Origin of the sequence: Mesorhizobium wenxiniae, assembly GCF_002284535.1 — a bacterium.
Classification (GTDB): domain Bacteria; phylum Pseudomonadota; class Alphaproteobacteria; order Rhizobiales; family Rhizobiaceae; genus Mesorhizobium; species Mesorhizobium wenxiniae.
Map to the genome: position 1 here is coordinate 513027 of NZ_NPKH01000020.1, position 24116 is coordinate 537142.

The 24116-nt window shown below is 62.5% G+C and carries 21 protein-coding genes and 2 pseudogenes; 10 read left to right on the forward strand and 13 right to left on the reverse strand.

The window, feature by feature from the left end; translation table 11 throughout:
• The first annotated feature begins 91 nt into the window (after nucleotides 1-91).
• Together CIT31_RS12705 and CIT31_RS12710 are read left to right on the forward strand one after the other, a co-directional pair.
• The gene (locus CIT31_RS12705; protein WP_095518853.1) at nucleotides 92-565 is read left to right on the forward strand and encodes a tripartite tricarboxylate transporter TctB family protein; all 474 of its coding nucleotides are present in this window, start codon (nucleotides 92-94) and stop codon (nucleotides 563-565) included.
• Nucleotides 566-575: 10 nt separating this feature from the next.
• Nucleotides 576-2084 carry a tripartite tricarboxylate transporter permease gene (locus CIT31_RS12710; RefSeq protein WP_029350468.1) on the forward strand — a complete coding sequence of 503 codons (1509 nt, stop codon included), beginning with the start codon at nucleotides 576-578 and terminating at the stop codon, nucleotides 2082-2084.
• Nucleotides 2085-2090: 6 nt separating this feature from the next.
• On the opposite strand, the gene CIT31_RS12715 is transcribed toward CIT31_RS12710, so the two are convergent.
• The 6 genes from CIT31_RS12715 to CIT31_RS12740 all read right to left on the reverse strand — a co-directional run bounded on the left by CIT31_RS12715 (nucleotide 2091) and on the right by CIT31_RS12740 (nucleotide 8321).
• Complete coding sequence (locus CIT31_RS12715; protein WP_095518854.1) at nucleotides 2091-3167, reverse strand: ABC transporter ATP-binding protein; 1077 nt, start codon at nucleotides 3165-3167, stop codon at nucleotides 2091-2093.
• Between the two features lie 5 nt (nucleotides 3168-3172).
• Entirely contained in the window at nucleotides 3173-4219 is a 1047-nt protein-coding gene (locus CIT31_RS12720; RefSeq protein WP_095518855.1) for a carbohydrate ABC transporter permease, read from the reverse strand.
• The gene (locus tag CIT31_RS12725) at nucleotides 4216-5334 is read right to left on the reverse strand and encodes a carbohydrate ABC transporter permease (RefSeq protein ID WP_165778425.1); all 1119 of its coding nucleotides are present in this window, start codon (nucleotides 5332-5334) and stop codon (nucleotides 4216-4218) included. Before CIT31_RS12725 ends, CIT31_RS12720 begins: the two co-directional genes overlap by 4 nt.
• Before the next feature lie 91 nt (nucleotides 5335-5425).
• Entirely contained in the window at nucleotides 5426-6898 is a 1473-nt protein-coding gene (locus CIT31_RS12730) for an ABC transporter substrate-binding protein (RefSeq protein WP_095519360.1), read from the reverse strand.
• A gap of 326 nt (nucleotides 6899-7224) precedes the next feature.
• The gene (locus CIT31_RS12735; RefSeq protein ID WP_095518857.1) at nucleotides 7225-7773 is read right to left on the reverse strand and encodes an SIS domain-containing protein; all 549 of its coding nucleotides are present in this window, start codon (nucleotides 7771-7773) and stop codon (nucleotides 7225-7227) included.
• A complete protein-coding gene (locus CIT31_RS12740) occupies nucleotides 7716-8321 on the reverse strand; it encodes an orotidine 5'-phosphate decarboxylase / HUMPS family protein (RefSeq protein WP_245316213.1) in 606 nt (201 codons plus the stop codon). Before CIT31_RS12740 ends, CIT31_RS12735 begins: the two co-directional genes overlap by 58 nt.
• Nucleotides 8322-8604: 283 nt before the next feature.
• Between CIT31_RS12740 and CIT31_RS12745 the strand changes: the two are divergent.
• The 3 genes and pseudogenes from CIT31_RS12745 to CIT31_RS12755 all read left to right on the forward strand — a co-directional run bounded on the left by CIT31_RS12745 (nucleotide 8605) and on the right by CIT31_RS12755 (nucleotide 11890).
• Nucleotides 8605-9245: pseudogene (locus tag CIT31_RS12745) on the forward strand (glucose-6-phosphate isomerase).
• A gap of 79 nt (nucleotides 9246-9324) precedes the next feature.
• Nucleotides 9325-10278 (forward strand): shikimate dehydrogenase family protein, encoded by a 954-nt coding sequence (locus tag CIT31_RS12750; protein ID WP_095518859.1) that lies wholly within the window; start codon nucleotides 9325-9327, stop codon nucleotides 10276-10278.
• 88 nt (nucleotides 10279-10366) lie between these two features.
• Nucleotides 10367-11890 carry a xylulokinase gene (locus tag CIT31_RS12755; RefSeq protein ID WP_095518860.1) on the forward strand — a complete coding sequence of 508 codons (1524 nt, stop codon included), beginning with the start codon at nucleotides 10367-10369 and terminating at the stop codon, nucleotides 11888-11890.
• Between the two features lie 87 nt (nucleotides 11891-11977).
• On the opposite strand, the gene CIT31_RS12760 is transcribed toward CIT31_RS12755, so the two are convergent.
• Both CIT31_RS12760 and CIT31_RS12765 read right to left on the reverse strand, forming a co-directional pair.
• Entirely contained in the window at nucleotides 11978-12571 is a 594-nt protein-coding gene (locus CIT31_RS12760) for a DJ-1/PfpI family protein (RefSeq protein WP_095518861.1), read from the reverse strand.
• Nucleotides 12572-12634: 63 nt separating this feature from the next.
• A complete protein-coding gene (locus tag CIT31_RS12765) occupies nucleotides 12635-13336 on the reverse strand; it encodes a GntR family transcriptional regulator (protein ID WP_095518862.1) in 702 nt (233 codons plus the stop codon).
• Between the two features lie 141 nt (nucleotides 13337-13477).
• On the opposite strand from CIT31_RS12765, the gene CIT31_RS12770 reads away from it, so the two are divergent.
• The 3 genes and pseudogenes from CIT31_RS12770 to CIT31_RS12780 all read left to right on the forward strand — a co-directional run bounded on the left by CIT31_RS12770 (nucleotide 13478) and on the right by CIT31_RS12780 (nucleotide 17045).
• Complete coding sequence (locus tag CIT31_RS12770) at nucleotides 13478-14704, forward strand: iron-containing alcohol dehydrogenase (protein ID WP_095518863.1); 1227 nt, start codon at nucleotides 13478-13480, stop codon at nucleotides 14702-14704.
• An 18-nt stretch (nucleotides 14705-14722) separates the two neighbouring features.
• Nucleotides 14723-16209, forward strand: a pseudogene (locus tag CIT31_RS12775) (NAD-dependent succinate-semialdehyde dehydrogenase).
• An 11-nt stretch (nucleotides 16210-16220) separates the two neighbouring features.
• Nucleotides 16221-17045, forward strand: a complete 825-nt coding sequence (locus tag CIT31_RS12780; protein WP_095518864.1) for an alpha/beta hydrolase — start codon at nucleotides 16221-16223, stop codon at nucleotides 17043-17045.
• 65 nt (nucleotides 17046-17110) lie between these two features.
• Here CIT31_RS12780 and CIT31_RS12785 read toward each other — a convergent pair whose 3' ends face one another.
• The 5 genes from CIT31_RS12785 to CIT31_RS12805 form a co-directional block, all read right to left on the reverse strand.
• Complete coding sequence (locus tag CIT31_RS12785; RefSeq protein WP_095518865.1) at nucleotides 17111-17920, reverse strand: formylmethanofuran dehydrogenase subunit C; 810 nt, start codon at nucleotides 17918-17920, stop codon at nucleotides 17111-17113.
• On the reverse strand, nucleotides 17917-18825 hold the full coding sequence (gene fhcD, locus CIT31_RS12790; RefSeq protein ID WP_095518866.1) for a formylmethanofuran--tetrahydromethanopterin N-formyltransferase: 909 nt from the start codon (nucleotides 18823-18825) through the stop codon (nucleotides 17917-17919). The genes CIT31_RS12785 and fhcD overlap by 4 nt, the downstream gene beginning before the upstream one ends.
• Nucleotides 18813-20444 carry a formylmethanofuran dehydrogenase subunit A gene (locus CIT31_RS12795; protein ID WP_095518867.1) on the reverse strand — a complete coding sequence of 544 codons (1632 nt, stop codon included), beginning with the start codon at nucleotides 20442-20444 and terminating at the stop codon, nucleotides 18813-18815. Before CIT31_RS12795 ends, fhcD begins: the two co-directional genes overlap by 13 nt.
• The gene (locus CIT31_RS12800) at nucleotides 20438-21532 is read right to left on the reverse strand and encodes a molybdopterin-binding domain-containing protein (RefSeq protein ID WP_095518868.1); all 1095 of its coding nucleotides are present in this window, start codon (nucleotides 21530-21532) and stop codon (nucleotides 20438-20440) included. Before CIT31_RS12800 ends, CIT31_RS12795 begins: the two co-directional genes overlap by 7 nt.
• A 118-nt stretch (nucleotides 21533-21650) precedes the next feature.
• Complete coding sequence (locus CIT31_RS12805; protein ID WP_095518869.1) at nucleotides 21651-22031, reverse strand: 4a-hydroxytetrahydrobiopterin dehydratase; 381 nt, start codon at nucleotides 22029-22031, stop codon at nucleotides 21651-21653.
• 156 nt (nucleotides 22032-22187) lie between these two features.
• Here CIT31_RS12805 and CIT31_RS12810 point away from each other — a divergent pair, with 156 nt between their 5' ends.
• Both CIT31_RS12810 and CIT31_RS12815 read left to right on the forward strand, forming a co-directional pair.
• The gene (locus CIT31_RS12810; protein WP_095518870.1) at nucleotides 22188-23156 is read left to right on the forward strand and encodes a beta-ribofuranosylaminobenzene 5'-phosphate synthase family protein; all 969 of its coding nucleotides are present in this window, start codon (nucleotides 22188-22190) and stop codon (nucleotides 23154-23156) included.
• Between the two features lie 59 nt (nucleotides 23157-23215).
• On the forward strand, nucleotides 23216-24109 hold the full coding sequence (locus tag CIT31_RS12815; protein WP_095518871.1) for an NAD(P)-dependent methylenetetrahydromethanopterin dehydrogenase: 894 nt from the start codon (nucleotides 23216-23218) through the stop codon (nucleotides 24107-24109).
• Nucleotides 24110-24116 lie beyond the last annotated feature (7 nt).

The following is a 24116-nucleotide window of genomic DNA, read 5'->3' on the forward strand; positions in this document are numbered from 1 at the left end:
CGAAACGGGGCGCCACCAGCGCCCCGTTTTCGCTTCGGCCGCGTTTTCGCACTGCACCGGCGCGCCCGCGGCGCGGGCCTGGGAGGACGACATGAAACCTTTCGTAATCGACACGACCAACGGCATCTGCGCCGCGCTGTTCATCTTCCTCGGCGGATTCTTCGCGCTGCAGTCGCTCGGCCTCGAAATCGGCACTGCTTTCCGCATGGGACCGGGCTATTTCCCGCTGGTCCTGGCGATCGTGCTGATCCTGCTCGGCGCCGTCATCCTCATCCAGGCGGTGCGCTTCGAGAGCGAGCCGATCGGGCATATAGCCTGGCGCGGCATGCTGTTCATCCTCCCTGCTCCGATCTTCTTCGGCCTGACCGTGCGCGGCCTCGGCTTCATCCCCTCGATCTTCCTGACGGCGCTGATCGCATCCTTTGCCAGCGGCCGCATGAGGCCGCTGACCGCGCTCGTGCTGTCCGCGGGCCTGACGCTGTTTGCGTTCCTCGTCTTCAGCTATGCGCTCGGCCTGCCGTTCCGGCGCTTCGGCCCGTGGCTGCCCTCATGGCTGGTATTGTGAGGGGCTGAACATGGAACTCCTCGACAACCTCGCGCTTGGCTTTTCGACGGCCACGTCGCTGGCAAACCTCGGTTTCTGTCTGATCGGCGTCCTTCTCGGCACGCTGATCGGCGTCCTGCCAGGCATCGGCGCCACCGCGACCATCGCCATGCTGTTGCCGATCACCTTCCAGATCGGCGACCCGGTTTCCTCCCTGATCATGCTCGCCGGCATCTATTACGGCGCGCAATATGGCGGCTCGACCACCGCCATTCTCATCAACATGCCCGGCGAATCCTCGTCAGCCGTCACTGCAATCGACGGCTACCAGATGGCCAAGAACGGCCGCGCCGGTGCGGCACTCGCCATCGCGGCAATTGGCTCGTTCTTCGCCGGCACGGTGTCTACTTTCCTCGTCGCCATCTTTGCCCCGCCGCTGACGGCGATCGCGCTGCAATTCGGCGCAGCCGAGTATTTTTCGCTGATGATCGTCGGCCTTGTCTCGTCCGTCGCGCTCGCCCACGGCTCGATTGTCAAGGCGCTGGCAATGGTGGTGCTCGGCCTGCTGCTCGGCATTGTCGGCACCGACATCTATACCGGCACACCGCGCTTCACGCTCGGCATCCGCGAATATGCCGACGGGCTGAATTTCGTCGCGGTGGCGGTCGGCGTCTTCGGCGTCGCCGAGATACTGCGCAACCTCGAAAACGAGCACGAGCGCTCCGTGCTGATCAGAAGGGTCTCCGGCCTGATGCCGACCCGCGAGGACTTTCGACGCATGGCGGCGCCCATCGTGCGCGGAACGATCATCGGTTCGGCGCTCGGCATCCTGCCGGGAGGCGGTGCGATCCTTGCAGCCTTTGCCTCCTACACGGTCGAAAAGCGCGTATCGAAAAACCCGGGGGAATTCGGTAAGGGCGCCGTCGAAGGCGTCGCCGGACCGGAATCGGCCAACAATGCCGGCGCGCAGACCTCCTTCATCCCGATGCTGACGCTCGGCATTCCGGCCAACCCGGTGATGGCGCTGATGATCGGCGCGATGATCATCCAGGGCATCGTGCCCGGCCCCAATGTCGCGATCGAACAGCCGGCGCTGTTTTGGGGCATCATCGCCTCGATGTGGATCGGCAATCTGATGCTGATCATCTTGAACCTGCCGCTGATCGGGCTTTGGGTAAAACTCCTGACGATCCCCTATTACGTGCTCTTCCCGATCATCATGGCGTTCTGCTCGATCGGCGTTTACAGCGTCAACACCAACGTCTACGACCTCTACGCCGTCGCCTTCTTCGGCTTCCTCGGCTACCTCCTGACCAAGCTGCGCTGTGAACCCGCGCCGCTGCTGCTCGGCTTCGTGCTCGGGCCGCTGCTCGAGGAAAACCTGCGCCGCGCCATGATTCTCGCGCGCGGCGACCCGAGCACCTTCGTGACGAGGCCGATCAGCGCCGGCCTGCTCTTCATCGCGCTCGCCGTGCTCGTCATCGTCTTCCTGCCGGCGGTCAAGAAGAAGCGCGAAGAGGTGTTCGTGGAGGAGAATTAGCGAGAGTCACGCGGCCGCTTCTCGACGGCCGCGGCCGCCGATGCGGGTGCCGGTTTCCGAATCGAACAGGAAGACCGCAGTGTCATGGAATGTGATCCCGATCGGCTCATCCATATCGTAATGCGCCGATTTATCGGCCTTGACCGTTACGGTGGCCCCACCGAATTGGCAGGTGATCAAGGTATGATCGCCCATCAGTTCCACGGCATAGACCCGCGCCGCGATCTTGCCCTCCGATGCGCCGGTGACCCGGCAATCCTCGGGCCGGAGGCCGGCAGTGACCTTTTTCCGGCTTTCGGCAACGCTGGTCGCAAATCGCCCTTCTGCGCAGGCGAACGCACCCTGGACGAGCTCGCCCTGGAGAAAATTCATCGGCGGCGAGCCGATGAAGCCGGCGACGAACAGGTTCGCCGGATCGTCGTAGATCTGTCGGGGCGTCGCGATCTGCTGCACGACACCGCGGTTCATGATGGCAACACGGTGAGCCAAGGTCATGGCCTCGATCTGATCGTGGGTGACGTATATCGTCGTCACGCCCAGATCCGCCTGCAGGCGTTTCAGCTCCGAGCGCATGTGGCCGCGCAGCTTGGCGTCCAGATTGGAGAGCGGCTCGTCCATCAGGAAGACGCTCGGCCGCCGCACCATGGCGCGGGCGAGTGCGATGCGCTGCCGCTGACCGCCGGAAAGCTGCCGTGGATAGCGGTCGAGGAACTCCTCAAGGTGGACCTTGACGGCGGCGCTGCGGACGGAGGCGTCGCGTTCGGTGCGCGGCACGCCCCGCAGCTTCAGCGGATATGCGATGTTCTCCGCGACCGTCATATGCGGATAGAGTGCGTAGGACTGGAACACCATCGCCACGTCGCGATATTTGGGCAGAACGTGGGTGACGTCGCGGTCGCCGATGAGGACGCGGCCGGAACTCACCGATTCAAGCCCGGCGACCATGCGCAGCGCCGTCGTCTTGCCGCAGCCCGAAGGGCCGAGCAGCACGAGGAACTCACCGTCCTCGATCTCCAGGTCGAGCCCTTTGACGACTTCGACCGCGCCGAAGGATTTGTAGATATCGGACAGGGTGACCCGCATATCGACTAGCCCTTCACTGCGCCGACCAGCAGCCCGCGCGCGATGTGCTTCTGCAGGATGCTGGAGATGACGATCACGGGGGCGATCATCACGGTGATCAACACCGACATATTCCACCATTGCGGACCGCGGGTCGTGTTCTGTGCCGATACAAGCACCGGCATCGTCTGCGCATCGGCATTGGAGAGGAAGAGGGCCAGCAGATACTCGTTCCAGGCAAGGATCAGTACCAGCAGGAAAGTCGCGACCAAGCCGGATCGCACCAGCGGCAGCGCGATGGTGAAGAACACGCGAAACTTGGAGGCTCCGTCTAGCTGTGCGCTCTCCTCAAGGTCGAGCGGGATGCCGGCGAAGAAATCGCGCGTCAGCCACACGACGATCGGCAGGTTGATGGCGGTGTAGGTGGCGATCAGCGCCACCTGCGTGTCGAGCAGGCGCATCTGCTGGAACATCACGTAGATCGGCAATACGGCGACGATCGGCGGCATGATACGGTTCGAGATCATCCAGAACTCAATGTCGTTATTGCCGACCGCAAGCTTCGTGCGTCCAACGAGCGTGAACAGCGCAATGATGAAGAGAGCGGCCGCCACGGCAATGGCGATCTCCCACCGCACGCCGAAAGTGGCCACTGCGACGATGATTGCGGTGAGCAGGATCAGGAAGATTGCAACGGCGGCGAGTTTCACCTGGAAGCGGATACGCACGAGCGCGTAGGCCGCCAGCGAGCCGATCAGGACTGCGAGCAGCGTGCTGGCCAACGCGACGACGACGGAATTCATATAAGGGCGCAGTGTGTAATTCTGCACGAGCATGAAATCCCATGCCTGCAGCGAGGGGGCAAAGTCGACGAACGGGAGATAGAACGGCCCGTTGTCGACCTCTCCAGGCCCCTTGAAGGAGGTGATCAACACCCAGTAGAGAGGAATCACAACAACGAGCGCCCACAGGAACAGCAGCGCATAGGTGACGATCTTGGTGACCGGCGCCTGGCTGTCGATCGAGGCCGGCTCGAACAGCCGGCGCGCCAGTGAGCGCGGCTCGGCGCTCATGCTTCGAACCGGCGCGCCGGCCGGACCACGAAGTTGAAGAACGAGACGCATACGATGGTCGAGATTAACAGGAGCATGTAGCCGACAGCGGCCGAGCCGCCGAGATCCTGGGTGCGCCAGGATATGAAGGAATGGAGCGTCATCGATTCCGTTGCCAGGCCAGGGCCGCCGCCCGTGAGCACGTTCGGCAGGTCGATGATCTTGAAAGCCTCGATCAGCCGGATCAGCACGACGGTAGCGGCAATCGGCGCGATCGCTGGCCAGGTAATGTCGCGAAAAATCTGGAAGCCGTTGGCTCCGTCGAGCCGCGCCGCCTCGACCTGATCGCGCGGTTGGTTCTCAATGGCCGCCAGCAGCACGATGAACATGAACGGCGTCCACTGCCAGGTGTCGCCAACCAACACCATGAGTCGCGCCGACCAGGCCTCTGTGGCCCATGACCACTCGCTGATGCCGAAAGCGCGCACGAGCGGGGCGAAGGGGCCCTTCTGCATGTCGGCGAGCATGCGGAACGTGTAGGCGATGCCGACCGGGGTGACCATCAACGGAATGAAGAAGAGGACGCGAAAGAAATTTCGGCCGCGGATTGGCTGCCCGCAGAGGAGCGCCAGGCCCAGCCCCAGTGCGAACTGCACGGATACGCCGACGAACACGTAGAGAAGCGTGTTGACGACGGTCCCCGGCACGCCGCCCGGCGCCATGGTGGCCAGCGCAAGTACCGCCAGGGCCATAGCCGTTGCCGTCGCGAGAAGGCGACCAACCATGCCGGCGATCGTCGGCCTGCCACGCCAGAGATAGCGGGCGAGAAGAAAAAGCAGCGCTGCCGCTATCAACGCCAGCAAAGCCCATTGGACAAAGCCGAACGTGCCAAACTTGCCGAGCAGGTGATACTGCTGTGAGCCGACCAGCAACTTGCGGAAGTTCAAAAGGCCGATGAATTTCAGCGTGAATCCGCCCGACGCGAGTGCAAAGCGCGAAAGCGCGAGATAGGCCGAGATGATGAGTGGAAAAATCGCGAAACAGAGAAGCACGACGACGGCTGGCAGCACCATGATCCGGCCCGAGTGACCGTCCAGCCATTCGGCCCAGCTGCGGCGGGCGGCAGCTTCTGGCATAGTGTCGGTTGCGGTCATCATAACCCGGGAAAGTGTGGCAGGCACGAGACCCGGCGCGGACCGATGCCACGCCGGGTCGATTGCTTCACGCCTATTTGGCGCCGATAGTCGCCTTGTAAAGTTTGAGCTGCTCGTCTTTGCCAATCTCTTCGTTCAGCTCATTCCAGCCTTCCTCGACCGCTGCGACGGTCGCTTCCTTGTCGATTTCGCCGGCGAGGAAGCGCGAGACCGCCTCGTCGAGCACGACCTGCTGGTACTTCTGATTTTGCGGGATGCGCAGGTCGAGGATCATGTTCGGGCTGCTCATGCTGTCGTTGATCGCTCCCAGGTAGACTTTAGCCTCGTCCTCGCTCATGCCGGCCTTCTTCCAAAGGTCGCTGTAGCTGAGCTGCGAGGTGCGGTACGGGTTGAAGCCGGTGCCGCCGACGGTGACGTCGGCATTTGACTGTGCCGGCTGCGTCATGAACGAGAAGTAGGCGTAGGCGGCGTCCTTCACCTTCGGATCGGCCGCCGCGTTGATGCCGCCGCCCCAGCCGCCAAAGGCGGCGAACGGTGCATGGTTCACGCCGTCGATCGCGTGCGTGCAGTTTTCTGCCGTGCAGGCCTCCAGCTTGCCGGTGTCCCAGTTCAGGACCTCCTTGGATCCGGGCATGATCGCCGCGCCCCATTTGCCCATCACCTTGGACTGCGCCGGATCGATCGAGATCGTGCCTACATCACCCCAGTCGAGGTTCAGCGCGCAGCGGCCGGAAGCGAAGAGCGGCCTTGTGTCGCTGACATCGAGGTTTAGCTCGTCCGGCGGGCCGTATTTGGTCGATTCAAACAGGAAGTCGAGCGCCTTCCGGAAGGCGTCGTTGTTGACGAGCGGCGTCATGTCCTTGGTGTTGAAGAAGGTGCCCTGGCTAGTTCCCTTGGACTGGGTCATCGAGCCGACCACATCGGTGACGAACCAATAGCTTTGCGCGTTGCGCTTCTTGGCGATGCACGAGCCGAAATCCGGCGTGCCATCGCCGCTCATATCCTTGCCATGCGTGGCCTTGGCGACCTCGAGATACTCGTCCCAGGTTTTCGGCACCGCCAGGCCGGCCGCTTCCAGCACGTCCTTGCGGTAGTACATCATGTGGAAGTCGCCATCGAGCGTGATCATGTAGGTCTTGCCGTTGTACTTCTCGGAGAAGTCCCGGAAGAACGCGCCCACATCCTCCTGCTGAATGTCCTTGTCGGCCTCGACCCGCGGCGTCAGGTCCTCGAGGTAGCCGCCGGCGATGTAGTCGACCATCCATTGCGGGGCGAACACGCCGGCGTCGACCGAGTTGGTGCCGCTCGCCCAGTCGGTGAGGATCTTTTGATAGAGATCCGAGAAGGGCACCGCGATGACATTGATCTTGGCGCCGGTGAGCGCTTCGAACTCGGGCGCGCGCCTCTGTAGAGGCTCCTGAATCGCACCGGTCTGCGTAATAACGTTCACGGTAACTCCCGCGAACGGCTTGTCCTGCGCGAAGGCAGGTGCGCCAACAAGCGCAGAAAAGGCCGAAAAGCCGGCCAGAAAGGCCCCAATTCTCATCAGACTTCCTCCCATATTGACCGGGGACCTGTTCCTGCGAACAAGCCGCCGGCATCTCCCCGTCGGTTGCCGTCGCCAAAGCACGGCACCAACGCTCCTCAAGTACAATATCGGCATCGCACAGCGAGTCCAGTGTCTTGCCGCTACGGAAGGTGAGACGCCCAGCGAGCTTCCTGGCTACTGCATATCGCCCAAGAGATGTCCTCGGGCGTGACCCGAGGGTGCGCGGCTTGAGCGCGTCGCCGGGAGACCGCTCGATCTTGCCTGAGAAAATCCCACCGCATCGACAGTCCCCGTCTCCGATGCTCGCACCGTCGGCACGGGCGTCACTGCAAGTTGGTGTGGCGGGACAACATCAGCTTGTGCGCGTCGGGAGTCTGCTGCGCCAAGCCGAGCACAATGCTGTCGAGCAGGATGAGGCAGGATTGCTCGAACAGGCTGCCGCCAAACTGTTCCGATTTCTCGACAGGTACATGCAGCGTGACATCTGCAATGCCAGCCAGGGTCCCCGCCGGCTTATGCGTCAGCGTAACGATCTTGGCGCCCTCCGCCTTGGCGATGCGGGCAAAGCCTGTACTGACCGACGTCTCTCCAGAGCCGGAGATGATCAGCAGCGCATCGCCCTTGCGGATCGACGGCGCCGATACCTCACCGACGAAATGCACCGTTCGGCCAAGGTGCATGAAGCGCATCGCGCCCATCTGCGCGACAAGGCCGGAACGCCCCTGCCCGGAAAAGAACCATCGCTGATCGGGGTCATCGAACGCCTGCACCAGCCTTGCAAAGGCGACGGCGTCGATCCGGCCAAGAAGGTCGGTTATTTCCTGTCCCACGGCCAGCCACGGCCTGGATTGGGCAATCTGTCGCGAATCCATCGTGCTACCTCTTTCGGGCTTGCGGATTCTGTAATGGCGCTGCCAACCACGAGGATTTCGGGTTCGACTGCGATCACCGCCTCCAGCGTGTCGGGGCCGATCCCGCCGGCGAGCGAAACCAGGAAGCCGCGATCGTGCATCTTTCTTACGGCGTCGATATGTGACGTGGAGGTGTTGCCCGCCAGCCGCGCATCCTTTGGCGAGTGGACCGCGACATAGCCGAAGCTTTCGGGGAAGACAGCATTCAAGGGAAGCAATTCTGCCTCGCCCGACTCGGTGATGGTATCGACGATGACCGTCGCGCCGAAGGCGGCGGCACGTTTTCCTATTGCTTCGTGCGTGGCGGACGAAGCACACGACAGGACCGTCATGAACGCGGCACCGGCGCCGAATACCATATCAGCCTCGAGCTGGCCGCCGTCGACGGTCTTGGTATCAGCCAACACCATGATTTCAGGGCAGAGCTCGCGCGCCGTGGTGATGGCAGAGAGGCCAAAGCGTTTCAGCAACGGCGTGCCGATCTCGATAATGTCGGCGAACGCCTTCATCTGCGGGAGCAGGGCCAGGTGTTCTGGCTTGTCGAAGGCGACTTGAAGGAGCAAGGCGGTTCTCTCGGATTGCTTAAGACAGCGGGGGCGGCATGACGACAACGCCCAATTCACTGTCGTGTGCCTCGTAGTCGAAATCTGCCATAATCCAGAAACCCCCAAGCTGGTCTGCATAGGGAGAGCAAATCGTACCCTGCAAAGCAAGTGTGGTTCTTGTCGAAAAGCAGGAGGTGCAGTCCAGATCAGCGCCGATACCAACAGTAACGCGATATGAGGTAGTCCTTTGACAAGATTGTTTGAGCCCATTGGATGCAAGGTCGATCTGTCGACTGGTGCGATGGGAAATGCAACCGGCAGCTACCAAAAACGCTTCTGCGATCTGGACGGGCTCTACGCGGACCCCGCTGCCTTCGAAGCCATGCGCGCGACGTGGGGCGAGCGCATCGTCTACGAGGTCTCCGAGTTCCGAGCGACCGAGCAGTCGGGCGATCTGATTTTCGGCGTCACGCGCATGGCGCCCGGAAAAGTCGGCGACGAGTATTTCATGACACGCGGTCACATCCACAACCAGGCCGACCGGCCCGAGATCTACTATGGCCAGAAGGGGCACGGCCTCATGCTGATGGAATCGCCGGAGGGCGAGGTCCGGATCCTGTCCGTCGATGCGCAGACCGTCTGTTACGTGCCCCCTTTCTGGATCCACCGCTCGATCAATGTCGGGGAAGACGATCTGGTGATGCTGTTCTGCTATCGGCCGATTCAGGGCAGGACTACGAGATCATCGCAAAATCGGGAGGCATGCGCTCGCGCGTGGTCGCCGACGATGGAGGCTGGAAGGAAGTCGACAATCCGGATTGGCGACCGCGTGACGCGAAGCTGATCTCCGCCCTGTATGGGCAACAATCCCGCACGGTGCCGGCATGAAGGCTCCCTTCGAGACCGCTGCTTCACTTCGCAATATTGCGGCTGTGCTGCGCGCGAGGGAAATCCGGGAGATCGGCAAATGAGCCGCTATCGGCCGGCTACCCAGCCGACACTCTATTTTATCGGTGTCACGACGACGAGCAGTTCGATCATGCGGGTTTTCCCTGCATGGGCGCGCCACCTCGGGCTGAAGGATGCGGTTCTCAAGGGCATCGACTTTCCGCTTCATGCCGATCCGGAGGCCTACCGTGAGGTTGTCTCCTTCATAAACTCCGACCCGCTGTCGCTTGGCGCGCTCGTCACCACGCACAAGATCGATCTCTTCAACGCAGCGCGCGACCTGTTCGACGTGATCGATCCGCACGCTCGCCTGATGCACGAGACCAGCTGCCTGTCGAAGCGGGGCGGCAAACTCATCTGCCATGCCAAGGATCCGATCTCTTCGGGCCTTGCGATAGATGGTTTCGTCCCGGTGGGATACTTCGCAGACACCGGCGCGGAAGTCCTGTCGATGGGCGCCGGCGGATCGACGATTGCGATCACCTGGCACCTGATGCGAAAGGAACGTGGCGCCGACGTACCTCCGCGCATCGTTGTCACCAACCGTTCGCAGCCGCGCCTCGACGAAATCGAGCGTATCCACGGAGAGATGATGTCGACGGTCGAGATCGAGTATGTCCTGGCAGACAGACCCGAGATCAATGATGAGACGTTGGCGGCGCTGAAACCAGGCTCGCTGGTGATCAACGCGACAGGACTTGGCAAGGACGCCGCTGGCTCGCCGATCACTGATGACGGCGTGTTCCCCCAGCGCGGCATTGCCTGGGATCTCAACTATCGCGGTGACCTGATCTTCCTTGACCAGGCAAGGCGGCAGCAGGCCCGACAGCAGTTGCAGATCGAGGACGGTTGGACATATTTCCTGCATGGTTGGACGCAGGTGATCGCAGAGGTCTTCGACATCGCGATCCCGGTGTCGGGGCCGGATTTCGAAAAGATTTCGCGCATCGCCATCGAAGCGGCGAAAGGCTAATGCCATGGAACGCATTCTCGTCACGCCGCGCTTGCTCTGACCGAAAGACAGAGGATCACATGCTTGCCCATCTCAGGAATCTGCCGAAATGAGCGGCGAGCTTTTCCTCGCCATCGACGTCGGCACCGGCAGCGTCCGCGCCGCTCTGATCGATGTCACCGGCAATATCCTCGAACTTGCGTCGCGAGAGCACGACCAGATCGTGCCGGAGTTCGGCCGGGCCGAACAGCGGCCGGTCGATTGGTGGGAGGGTGCGCGAGCGAGCGTCAAGACGGTGCTGGACCGCCTCGATGGCGCCCGCGAACGCATCTCCGCCATCTGCGTCTGCGGGCAGATGCACGGGCTGGTCCTGCTCGATGCGCACGGAGCGCTGACGCGCGAGACGGCGCCGCTCTGGAACGACAAGCGCACCATCGATCTCGTACGTCGTTTCGAGGAAGCGAATGAGCCGGACAGCTACCTGCCCGAAAGCGGCAACACGCCGACCCCCGCATGGCCGGGTTTCAAACTGCAATGGGTCCGAGACAACGATCCCGCCGCATACGCCCGCAGCGCAGTCGCCATCATGCCGAAGGATTACATCAACTACCGGCTGACCGGCGAGATTGCCATGGATACTGGCGATGGGTCCTGCAGCTTCCTGATGAACCCAGAGCGGCTCGACTGGTCGCCGGTGATGATCGAGCGCATGGGTCTGGATGCCGCCAAGTTGCCGCCAATTCGCAACCCGCTGGATGTCGTCGGCCACGTCACCGAACAGGCGGCGCGTGACACCGGCCTGCGGTCAGGCACCCCCGTGCTGGTCGGCGGCGCCGACTATCCGGTTGCACTGCTCGGCTCAGGCGCTTGTCGGCCGGGAATGGGTTCCGACAGCACCGGCACGGGCGCGATCATCACGGCGATCGCAGAGAAGCCGCTGCTTGACCCGGAAATCTCGAACGTTGCGACGATCGAAGGCAACTGGGCGCAATTCGTGCTGCTGGAGACCGGTGGCGACGGCATGCGCTGGGCACGCCGCGCCTTCCACAGCAACGCGCTGTCCTATGACGAGATCGTCGCCTGCGCCGCCGAGGCACCCGCCGGTTGCGACGCATTGCTCTTCATGCCCTTTCTCACCGGCGAGCGCCTGGGGCGCCATCGCAACGCCCGCGCACAGTTCTTCGGATTGGGCGCCGGGCATGGCATGGAACATCTGCACCGCTCGATCCTGGAAGGCATCGCCTTTGCCATGACGCGTCACATCCGCATCATGGAACGCGCGTCAAACAAGCCGCTGGAGCGCGTTATCGCCGCGGGTGGCGGGGCGCGCACCGAACTCTGGCTGAAGATCAAGGCAAGTGCCTTCAACATTCCGATCCTGGTTCCGCGGGAGCCCGAATGCGGCATTGTCGGCTGTGCCGCGATGGCCGCGAAGGCGACCGGCCGCTTCTCACGGGTCGAACAGGCGGCCGAGAGCTTCGTGAGCTACGGCGCCGAAATCCTGCCGGACCCCAGATGGGCCGAGACCTACAGGCGCACCCAACCCGTTTTCGACAAGCTCTACTATCACAGTCAGGCGCTCTACGACGACATCGACGCACTGGCGGCCGCCACGCGGCCGACGCAGCCGTGACGCATCTCAGGCCTGTGGGGCCGTGCCTGCAGCGACAGACCTGGCAATCACGACGCATCCCGTCTGGGATGCATCGGGCCGATTGACTCAGTTGTGGCGGATTTCCGTTCCCAGCACTTTCAGGCACTCGCGGATGAACGCGGCTAGTGCGGTCCAGCCCTTTGCCGAGACCATCGTTCCGTCGACATAGGCCTCAGTCGGGGACAGGTCGATATAGGTTCCGCCGGCCAGCGTCACTTCCGGCTCGCAGGCGGCCAGCGCACCGACTTTCTTGCCACGCACGACGCCGTCGACCGCAATCAGGATCTGGACGCCATGGCAGATGGTAAAGATCGGCTTCTTGTTTTCGTGGAAATGGCGGACCATCGCCTGCACGCGCTTGTCGGTGCGGATGTACTCGGGGCCACGACCGCCCGCGCAATAGACGGCATGATACTGATCGAGCTGTCTTTCCGCCTCCGAAAAGGTCTTGTTCAGCAAGGCATAGTGGCCGGGCTTTTCGGTGTAGGTCTGGTCACCTTCGAAATCGTGAAGCGACGTCTTGATCAGGTCTCCAGCGTTCTTATCGGGACAGACAACGTGGACGATGTGGCCGACGGCCTCCATCGCCTGCTGATAGACGAAGATCTCGTATTCTTCGGTAAACTCACCGGTCAACATCAGTATTTTCTTGCCAGGCATGGGTCGGTTCCTCGTTTTGTGAATGGAAGTCGGGCGGGCATTGACTCGCCGGCGGCGCGAATCTCAATCGAACGCCGGCAACAAACGATCACGAGAATGCTCGATATGACGGCGCATCGCCTGTTCCGCCGCAGCGGGGTCGGAGGCGGCGAAGGCGGCCAGAATGGCCTGATGCTCGTCGAGCGCTTCCTCGGTGACGCGCGAATGGAACATCAGGCGGAAGATGTGGAAGTGGGTATGCTGGAAGGCGAGCGTCTCGCGCACCAGTTCATTGTTGGCAAATTCCATGATCCGGTCGTGGAAGATGGCATCCTGCCGCGCAAAATTGGAGTAACGTAGGCGTTCATCCTTGCCTTCGCGGCGCGCCATGCCGCCTGCGGACTCCTCAAGCACCGCAAGTTTCGTCTCATCCATCAATGCGGCTGCTTTGGCCGCCGCATGCGGCTCGAGCAGCAGGCGAAGCTCATAGAGTTCGTCAAATCGGCGCCTGGTTATCTGTGGCGCGGCGCGGTAGCCGATCAAATGTGTCTTCAGCACAAGACCTTCGCCTTCGAGGCGGCCAAGCGCTTCACGGATTGGCGTGTGGGAGACGTCGAGTTCCTTGACCAGACTGTCGACGGTGATCCGTGAGCCAGGCGCGATCTTCAGCGACATGAGTTGCGCGAAGATCGCTTCATAGACGTCCTCAACAAGGCTGGTGGATCGCTGGATGCGCCCGCCGGCGGGGTCGACTTCTCGGGTAGTGCTTGCGTTCGTGACCTGCATCTTTGCCTCTTGACAGGACCACTGGCTAACACGATGCTCTGCTCAATACAATCCTATATCCTATACGATTTAATAGAGGATATTTTTGGGCCGAGTTCGGCGAGCTTTCGCCTTTCCACCATCATCAAGGAACGCAAGAACATGAGCCTTTTCGCTGCCATAAGGCTGCCGCGTGAAATCCTCTTCGGAAAGGGTCAGCGCCATGTCATTCCAACCGTTGCGGCCAGGCTCGGCCGTCGCGCTCTGGTCTGCACGGACGAGCGCTTTGCCGCAACTGTCGTCTTCTCCGAGATCATCGCGGCGCTCGAGGGCGCATCGATCGCTGTGCTGGTGCACGATCGTGTGCAGCCCGATGTGCCGCGCGACACGGTTGCCGTCTGCGTCGAGGAGGCGCGGGATTTTGCGCCCGACATGGTGATCGGCATCGGCGGCGGCAGCTGTCTCGACATGGCCAAATGCGCCGCGTTGCTCATCAGTCACGGCGGCCTGCTCCAGGACTACTACGGCGAGTTCAAGGTGCCCGGCCCGACGCTGCCGCTGATCGCGGTGCCGACGACAGCCGGCACAGGCTCGGAAGTGACCCCTGTCGCGGTGATCTCCGATCCGGATCGCACTATGAAAGTAGGCATCTCCAGCCCGCATCTGATCGCGGCAGCCGCCATCTGCGACCCGGAACTGACGATGACATGTCCCCCGGGGCTGACGGCGATCGCCGGCGCAGACGCGCTGACCCATGCGGTCGAGGCTTTTACCGCCGCCAGGCGCGGCACTGACCCCAGCCTGCCGCAACAGCATGTCTTCATCGGCAAGAGCGCGCTGACCGATCATTTTGCGCTGCTCGCGATCAAGCTGCTTGGCCGCAGTCTCGAGAAGGCATACCGCGATCCGGCCGACGAGGACGCTCGCGCCGATGTGATGATGGGGGCGCTTGCAGCCGGCTGCGCGTTCGGCACTGCCGGAACGGCGGCGGCGCACGCGGTGCAGTATCCGGTCGGAGCCCTTACCCACACCGCGCACGGGCTGGGTGTCGCCACCATGTTGCCGTACGTCATGAAGTACAACCTTGTCGCCGCGGCCGCCGAGATGACCGAGATCGGCCTTGCCCTTGGTCTCGACGGGAGGGAACGGAGTACCGCTGAGATGGCCGACGCGGCGATCGACGAGATCGGCCGGCTGTTTGGAGCGATCGGGATCACGCCTACGCTGGCCAGGCTCGGGCTCCCCTCCGACAAGCTCGATTGGACGGCCGAACAGGCGCTCGGCATCGACCGTCTCATCAAGAACAATCCGCGTCCATTCGATCCGGCGGCCATGCGGGGCCTGATCCAGGCCGCCTATGATGGCGACCTCGCCGCCTCTGTCATGTGAGCAATCGAGGAGCAGGCCATGAACATATCGCATCAGGTGCTGGAGGACGAGGAGGACACTGCCGGCTTCCATAGGTTCTCCCACGGCTTGTATATCGGCGGCCAATGGCGGCAATCCACCGACGGCAGGGAAATCCAGATCGTCGACCCTTCAACTGAAGCGGTGATCGCTGCGGTTCCCGATGCGACGATCGAAGATGCCGCGGCCGCCGTCGAGGCTGCGGCCAGGGCCGCCGATGGCTGGCGCACGACGGCGCCGCGCAAGCGTTCCGAAATCCTCAGAAATTGCTTCGAGCTGATGACGAAGCGTTCCGAGACGCTGGCCACACTGATCTCGCTGGAAAACGGCAAGGCACTACGGGACGCGCGTGGCGAGATCGCCTATGCCGCGGAATTCTTTCGCTGGAATGCCGAGGAAGCCGTTCGCATCACCGGCGAATTCGGCATGGCGCCTTCCGGCACCAACCGCATCGTCGTCGACTACGAGCCGATCGGCATCTGCGTCCTTGTCACACCCTGGAATTTTCCTGCCGCCATGGCGACGCGCAAGATCGCGCCCGCCCTGGCTGCCGGGTGCACGTGATTTTGAAGCCGGCCAGCGAGACCCCGCTCACCGCCTACGCGCTTGCCGCCCTATATGAAGAAGCGGGTGTCCCGCCGGGGGTTGTCAACGTTCTGACAACCTCCAAGCCCGGTCCGGTGACGGCCGCGATGCTGGCCGATCCGCGGGTGCGCAAACTCTCCTTTACCGGCTCGACTGGTGTCGGGCGCGTTCTGCTGGCCGAGGCCGCAAAGCACGTGGTTTCGTGTTCGATGGAACTTGGCGGCAACGCGCCATTCCTCGTGTTCGACGACGCGGACCTCGACGCGGCGGTCGATGGCGCGATGGTGGCGAAGATGCGCAACGCCGGGGAGGCCTGCACGGCCGCAAACCGCATCTATGTCCAGTCCGGCGTTTACGATGTGTTTTGCAAAAACCTCGCCAGGCGGATGTCGGCACTCAAGATCGGCGCCGGCCCGGACGCGGCCACGGAGTGCGGGCCGATGATCACCAGGAAGGCCGTCGACAAGATCGACCGCCTGGTCAACGATGCTGTCGCCCGTGGCGCGCGGGTGCTGTGCGGAGGCAAGGCAGGCTCGGGAACAGGATACTACTATCCGCCGACCGTGCTCTGCGACGTCCCGGCCGAGGCGGAGATCGCGCACGAGGAGATTTTTGGGCCGGTGGCGCCGATGTCGAGGTTCGAAACGGAAGCCGAAATCATCGCCCGCGCCAACGACACCGAATACGGTCTTGCCGCCTACATCTACACGCGCGATCTTCAACGTGGAATGCGGGTGGCGTCCAGGATCGAAGCTGGGATGATCGCTCTCAACCGCGGACTGATGTCCGATCCGGCAGCACCGTTCGGTGGGGTCAAACAGAGCGGCCTCGGCCGCGAGGGCGGCCAGCATCACGGCATTGCCGAGTTCATGGAGGCGAAATACCTCGCCATCAGCGCCTGAGCGGAGGAAGAGTGCAAAACGATCCGTTCCGCATCCGCGACCATGTCGCCGATTTCGATCAAATCGTCCAGGACATCGTTCACCGCAGCGAGGCCGTCCGCGCCACTATTCCGATGACTGCGGACGTTGCCTATGGACCGGATCAGACCGAAACCATCGACCTTTTCTTTCCCCCGGGCAAACGAAGCGGCCTGCCGGTGCACATGTTTATCCATGGCGGCTACTGGAGGATGTTCTCCAAGCGCGACTACTCATACGTCGCGGCGACGATTACCCAGGCCGGTGCGATTGCCGTCATCGTAGACTATGCGCTGATGCCCAAGGTCAGGATGGCGACGATCGTCGACCAGGTGCGCCGCGCCAAGCAGTGGGTTCTGGCCCATATCGCCGACCACGGCGGAAACCCGGCAGAGCTGACTGTCAGCGGCCATTCGGCTGGAGCACATCTTTCTACGTTTCTGTTCAACAGCGAGAATACCCCATCGAATGTGCGGGCAGTCCTTCTGCTCGGCGGGCTCTACGATTTGAAACCACTCCAGAACTCCTTTCTCGCCAACGAGATTGGAATCACCGATGAGGAAGTCGCCATGTTTACACCTCTTGCCAATCGGCATGATCCTCAGACCAGGGCGACGGTTCTGGTCGGAGCCAATGAGACGCCGCCTTTCCATCAGCAAGCAGATCGATTCAAAGAGAACCTGCTGCAGCAGGGTTCGCCGGCAACGTCGCTTGTTCTCACGAACCGCAACCACATGGACAGTGTCAGAGATCTCGGCGTGCCTGAGAGCCAGGCGGGTGATTGCCTGACGAAACTGATTGCCAACGACCGCCGCTAACCCTCCCAGCAGACATGCCGGCCATCACCACGGCGGCTTAACCGCAATGCCGTCTGCTGAACGCCTCAACGAGGGAAAAGAACCTCACCCATTCCAAGCACCGCGTTGTCACCGCCATATTTCTGCGGCGCCTTGCCCAGAAGCGGCCGTTTCAAAATACCCTCGGCGATCAGATGGCGATCGACGATGGCGGCGAAAACACTCTCTGGCGCGCCGCATTCGACGAAGCTCGGCGACAGGCTTTCCGGCGCGCGATCGAGAAGGATCGAACCCCGACGCATCAGATAGCCGGGCATCTCGCCGGTGCCGCCGGCCACCACCAGCGTGCCGGCGATCATGCGGCTGCCGGCATGGTCGCCTGAGCCTTTCAGCACCGCGATCAGGCCGCGCCGCATGCGGTCGGCGGAAAAAGCGCCGGCTCTGCCCCTGACGATCAGCACGCCGCCATTCATGCCGGCCAGTTCCCCGGCGAGCGGCGCCCCAAGGTGATCACCGGCGTTGCCTGTCATTTCAAGCCTGCCGCCGCGCATGCCGGAGCCGGCATGCGGACCGGCATTGCCTTCGACCGTGAGTTTGCCGCCGCGCATGGCACGCCCGGCCTGGGCGCCGGCATTACCGACGACGCGAACCGAACCGCCCCGCATGCCTTCCGCCACGCGGTCGAGGCGCGTGCTTCCACCTTCGAACACGATGTCCAGCGGATCGTTGCCGGCGACCCGAAAGATATCGCCGACCTTCGATCCATGCTTCGACATGCCGATCTGGACTTTTTCGATATCGCGCCTTTCCATCCCGGCAAGCCGCTCCGGCGTCAGCGGCGACAGGTCAAGGCGCTCTGGCGGCTCGGCGACAAGGGTGAAGGTCAGCGCCTTCATGGCAGCATATCCTTCAGCGAATAGATGAACTTGCCGAGCTTGCCGCCGTAATTGCCGGCGCTTATGCGAACCGCTCCTCGCTTCGGCCCAAGCTCGATGACGGCCTTGATGCCGGCCTTCATCGCGGCGGCAACGGCTTCGTTGGTCTCGCCGTCGATGACGATTTCCAGGACGGCGTTGATGTGGGGACCGAGCTCACTTCTGACGACACCGCGCAGTGTCGGCGCGTAGGCTTCGTTGGCCGAGGCGATCATGCCCTTGTATTTACCACCGATCTTGGAACCCGAACGGGCAATGCCGCCCGGAAACGGCACGATCGCGCCAGGCACCTGGCCGATTGCGGCGACGGCGGCCTCGGCAGCATCCAAGGCCTTGGCGCTGCTTTCAGCCATGACAAAGAAATTGCCGCCGCCGACGGCATCCTTCGTCAGTCCGGTTGTTGCTTCGCACAGGAATTCGCCATCCATGACGGGAACGCGCCAAAAATGCCTGCCGCCGATTTTCTTGGAGATCTGCCAGCCGTCGCCAAAATAACGCAGCGCCGAACCGAGCTTCAACTCGAGGCTGCCCTCCAGTCCGGCGAAGCAGGCCGAACCCGGCGAGGTCAAGACACACTGGCCGACGCGATTGAGCAGTTGTTTCTGCAGTTCCTCGGTCCCCATCGCAAAAATCATCACGCGGCAGCCGGGCCGGCCATCCGGTGTGGCCGATGGCGGCAGTTCGACATCGATTGCCGCTTCGCAGCCGCAGCCGATCACCGAGGTGGCAAAGCCGGTCATAGTGATCGCCGCCTGGCGCGCCCATTTCCGGTTCGGCGCGGTGATGATGATGGCGGTTGCGCGCATGCCGAAGGCCTCGGCAAAGGTATCGTCGATCGTTATGCCATTTACGCTCACATTCGGCATGCTACCTCGCCGAACGGCTGTTCGCGCGCGATTGCGGAATCCGGGAAATTGAACCAGTCCAGCGACAGGCCGTAACGCTGCTGGTGATAGTCGTCCAGCCGCCGCACCATCGCCTTGTCCGGCGACGGATTCAGCCTGAGCGCCTTGCCCCAACGGTAATGGGTGATCTCCCCATCTTGCACGACGAGATCGCCATCCTTGAAGACATACGCCGCCTGCCCCAGCATTTTCGCAATATTCTCGTCCCTGCGGTAGACAGCGATGTCGGCTGTGACGCCGACGCCGAGATGGCCCCGATCCGTCAGCCCGAGCAGCTTGGCTGGGGCCGCGCGGGTCATGATGGCAATTTCCTCGAACGTGTATTCACGGTCGATTGACGCCAGGGTGGACAGCGCCATGGCGGATTTTGGAAGTTCGGCAATCGTTTCGGCGCGCGCTTCCCGGCTCATCAGCAGCTCGAACAGAGCCGGGTAGACGGTAAAGGGCGCGCCATTGGGATGATCGGTGGTGAAGAAGACACGCCACGGATCGTCGATCAGGAGAAAAAGCTCGAGCCCGATCGCCCACTGCATCGTGCCATAGAAATCCTTGCCATAGCTGTAGGGCACGATGCCGCCGCCATTGCCGTCCCCATCATGAATGACGGATTTCTTCGGGTGGGCACTGCCACGCGCCGAAAACTGCCGCATGACGTCGGAGGAGACAGTGACCGTCTGGCCGAACATTACCTGGCCGATGTCGATGGTGACCTCCGGCGTCGCGTTGACCAATTCGGCTAGACGCGCCGCGGCCGAGGAAAACCTGCGCTTGCCTTCGGTGCCGTAGCCGTAGAACTGGAGATGCGCGAGGTGCAGCGGCAATCCTTCCGCCGCCGCGATCGTCGCGGCCGCCGTATCCGCCGATCCAGGGCTGCCCAGATTATTGCAATGGACATGCAGAGGATGCGGGACGCCGAGACTGTCGACGGCGGCCTGCAGCGTCTTGACGATCTTGCGCGAGCTGACGCCATAGGAAGGCACGACTTCGTCCAGCGAGAAGGTGCGGACGTTTTCCTTGAAGGCGGCCGCCGCACCGGCGTTGATCACCTTGACCCCAAGCGCCCGCGTCGAGGCGACCGTCCAGGCGACATAGTCTTCGATCATCTTTGAGGGGGCGTCGTCGCGGATCATCGACAGCAGGAAATCGTCGTTGCCGAGAATGGCGAGCGTCGCCTTGTCGATGATCGGGATGTCGGCCAGTTCGAGGTGGGTGTGAAGTGCGGCTCCCGGCGACATCGCCGGCTCGACGACCGTCGTGAAACCCATTTTGGCGTAGAGGCAGCCGGTCTGGAAGGTCGACCAGCCCGCGTTGGAGAGCGGCGTCGTCGCCGGCCGCGCCTGATGCGCGGCATGCTGCTCGGGCAACAGCAGCCGTGCCGTATTCACGTTGCCGCCGCCGATGTGGGAATGGATGTCGATGGCGCCCGCCATCACGATGCAGCCGGCAGCGTCGATGGTCCGGTCAGCAGCTCCCCCCGCCGGCGCCGCAACGATCTTGTCGTCCCTGATCCAGAGGTCGCCCTTGCCGAGACGGCCGTTGACCGGATCGATGATGTCGCCGCCCGAGATTTTCGTCAGCATGACAACGCGGCCTCGGCGGAGACATGACTGGCGACCAGGCGGATAACAGTTGCAGCGGAGGGCAGTTCCGACGCCGCTCGCACATCGACCGACCTTAGCGAACCGGTGCGGCTGGAATAAACCACCGCCTCGTGATCGACGCCCGCTTCGCCAATGGCGATGGTGACTGCAGCACCCGCGATCGGCTCCTGCGTTTTCGCCAGCACAATCAGCGCCATGCGGTTCTTTTTCTTCTGCGGCTGGACAATTGAGGAAGAAATCCGCAGGTGCAGGTCGGCTTCGCCGGCAGCGATCATGCGCGCGACATCGTAACGCCAGGGATCGAATTCCGGAAAGCCGCGCGCAAAGCCGGTGCGCAACGGGAAACCCGTCATCCAGGTCGAGGCGAGCGCGCTTCCCCAGCCGTTTTCGTTCGCCGGCAGATGAAGGCCGGATGCGCGTGACTTGCGGTTGAGATCGGCGATCAGTCCTTGCAGCATCTCCAGCGCCAGCCCTTCGGTTGCGCCGCCTGAAAACAGGAAGACGGGAAAATGCGCAGCCTCCAGGGCTTTGGCGAAATCGTCGAAATTCGACACCGGTTGCGATGTCCGACGCCCCCTGCACTGCGCCCTCATCGCCGCCAGCGTCGCGCCGAGGCTTGCCTCGCCGCAGGAAAGGAGCGTCGCCGTCCGCCCGTTGTTCAGCGGCGGAGCAGACGCCCCTTTCGATCCGACCAGAAAGATTTCCCGCTGATTCTTGGCCGAGAGATCGGGAACCGTCTCAGCAAGCTCGCCGACAAATTCATGATGGATTTGCGGGAGTTCGCCCACAATCACCACGACATCGGCGCGCCGGCGCGTCTCGCCGGGCGCGACGGTCATCGCGCCCTTGTCGGTAAAAAGCGCGGTCTCCCGCGAAAGTGCCGCGCCATCGGCGGCATGATCGTATGCCGCGCCAACCCGCTCAGCCAGCGCGATCGCCGCCCTGGTGCCGTGTATATCCGTATCCAAGCTGAAAACCGGGCACCGGCTCGACCCCAACAGCGCGGCGGCATGTGCAGCCGCGCGCTCGACCAGCGTTTCCCGGTTGCCGATCCAAGCAACCGCCATCCACTAAGCTACTTTCTGGTGCCGGCCCGATCCTAGACGAAACTGGATTGGCCGTGAACCCCGCCTGCCAGCAGATTAGCGAATGTTTTCATACGCTATCAACAAATTCCAATCGCGCTTAATCATATTTGATGTAAGCGAAGCGCTGATCGGTCGGCGGAGTGCCTTCCAGCGCGCCGCCTTCCTTGGCCGGCTGCCACTGGACGACATCCTCGATCTTCTTGGCCAATTCGAAGTCTTTGTCGGTGATCCCCTTCGCTGCGTGGTTCATTAGGCGCACCTCGACCCAGGCATAGGAGGCGGTGATGTCGGGATGGTGCCACGCCGCCTCGGCGAGATGGCCGACCGTGTTGATGACCATAAGTGTCGATTTCCAGCTGTGGGTCTTGTACTTGCGCCGGATCCAGCCGTTCTCGTAGCGCCATTTCGGCAGCTCCTTCTCGAGCCGCTCAGCAATCTCGGCTTCCGAATAGACCTTTTCCTTAGCTGTCTCGCTCATCTCGATCTCCGCGAACTGCCCGCTCTGTCATGCCGGGGCCAAAACAGATAAAACGAATGCACTCTCTCCGGCTTGCCCCTTCGACGAAAACAGCTATCATGGTGACGGGCACCTAAACTTCCATGATGCGTCTATGATGCACCCATCGGGGGGTAGATGTCGAATTCTGTTACCATACGAGTGCCCGCCCGCCTGCACCTTGGCTTCGTCGATCTCAATGGCGATACCGGCCGCCGGTTTGGCAGCGTCGGGCTACCATTAAGCGAACCCGAAACCGTCGTCACTCTGTCGCGGTCCAGCGAGACCATCGTCGAAGGCACCGAAAGCCGTCGCGCCAGCGAGCATTTGTCGACGCTCTGCAGCCATCTCGGCATTCGCGGCCAGCACCGGCTGGTGGTCGAACAGTCGATCCCGAGCCATGCCGGCCTGGGCTCCGGCACGCAGATCGCACTTGCCGTCGCCTCGGCGCTGCGCACGCTCCACAAATTACCTCTCGATATCGGCGGCGACGCGACCCTGCTCGAGCGGGGCGGCCGATCCGGCATCGGCATCGCCAGTTTCGAACGCGGTGGTGTCATTGTCGACGCCGGCAAGGACGACAGCGGCAGGCCGCCGCCGGTCGTGGCGCGCCTGCCGTTTCCGGAAGAATGGCGCGTCATCATGATCCTCGACCACGGCGGCCATGGACTGCATGGCGATGCCGAGATCGCGGCGTTTCGTTCGTTGCCACCCTTCCCGGCGTCCGGCAGCGGCGAGATCTGCCGGCGGGTGCTGATGGGCATTATGCCGGCTTTGATCGAGCACGACCTTCCAGCCTTCGGCGCCGCCGTCGCCGCGATCCAAATGCTGATCGGCACCCATTTTGCCCCGGCGCAAGGCGGCGTGTTCACCTCCAAGCGGGTCGAGAGGGTGGCCCACGGTCTCAATGAAGCAGGCGCCGTCGGCATCGGCCAAAGCTCGTGGGGACCAACAGGATTTGCCTTCGCCCCATCGCAAGACGCCGCAGTCAGCTACGTTAGCGCGGTTCAGCAGAAAGTTGAAAACGGCATCCAGATCAGGATCGTCAAGGGCAGGAATTCCGGCGCGAACATCAGTTCGACCAAACTTGATCTCGTCGGCAGCTGACGGCTCGGCAACGCGATCACGTTCAAGCTGACAGGCGAGAAATGGCAGAAAGGCGAGAAATGGCCCGCAAACATATCCTGCATATGCTGACGCCGTTGAAGCATATGAGCCCTTTCGACGTGAATATGGCGCTCGACGCAGGCTTCGACGCCGTCGTGCCCTATGTCGATGTAAGCCTCGGCGAGGTGACAGGCCTGGTGCAGGACGCGATCTTTTCGCGCCCGCCCGATGCGGGCGTCGATACCGGCATCTTCATCGCCGGCAAGGATGCCTCGCTGGCGCTCGACATGTTCGACACGGCGCGAAAGGCGATGGTGCCGCCCTTCCAGGTTTCGGTATTCGCCGACCCAGCCGGCTCGTTCACCACTGCCGCTGCGATGGTGGCCAAAGTCGAAAAAGCGCTGGAGAAAAAACTCGAGCGAGGGCTGAAAGACACCAGGATCGCTGTTTTCGGCGCCACCGGCGTCGTCGGCTTTTGCACCGCCGTCATCGCCGCCAGGGAGGGCGCAGGGGTGACGCTTGTCGGCCATGACGGTATCGAAAGGGTCGAGCAGATCGCGGCCGAGATCAAAAGCCGATTCAAGATCGCCGTCGACGCGGCTGACGGGTCGAGCGACGCCCGCAAGATGAAGCTGGTCGAGGCGAGCGAAGTCATCCTGGCTTGCGCAAAGGCCGGCGTCCAGGTGATCTCGAAAGCCCAGTTGAAAGGCAAAGGTCTGCTTATTGCCGCCGACGTCAATGCGGTCCCGCCGGCCGGCATCGAAGGCGTAGCCGTCAACGCCAATGGCGATCCGATCGAAGCGACCAAAGCTGTCGGCATTGGTCCGCTTGCCATCGGCAACGTGAAATACAAGGTCGAATTCGGCCTTTTCAAACGAATGATCGAAGCCGAAAAAACCATCACGCTCGATTTCCAGGAAGCGTTTTCCCTTGCACGCGAGATTGCCAAATAACGCCGGA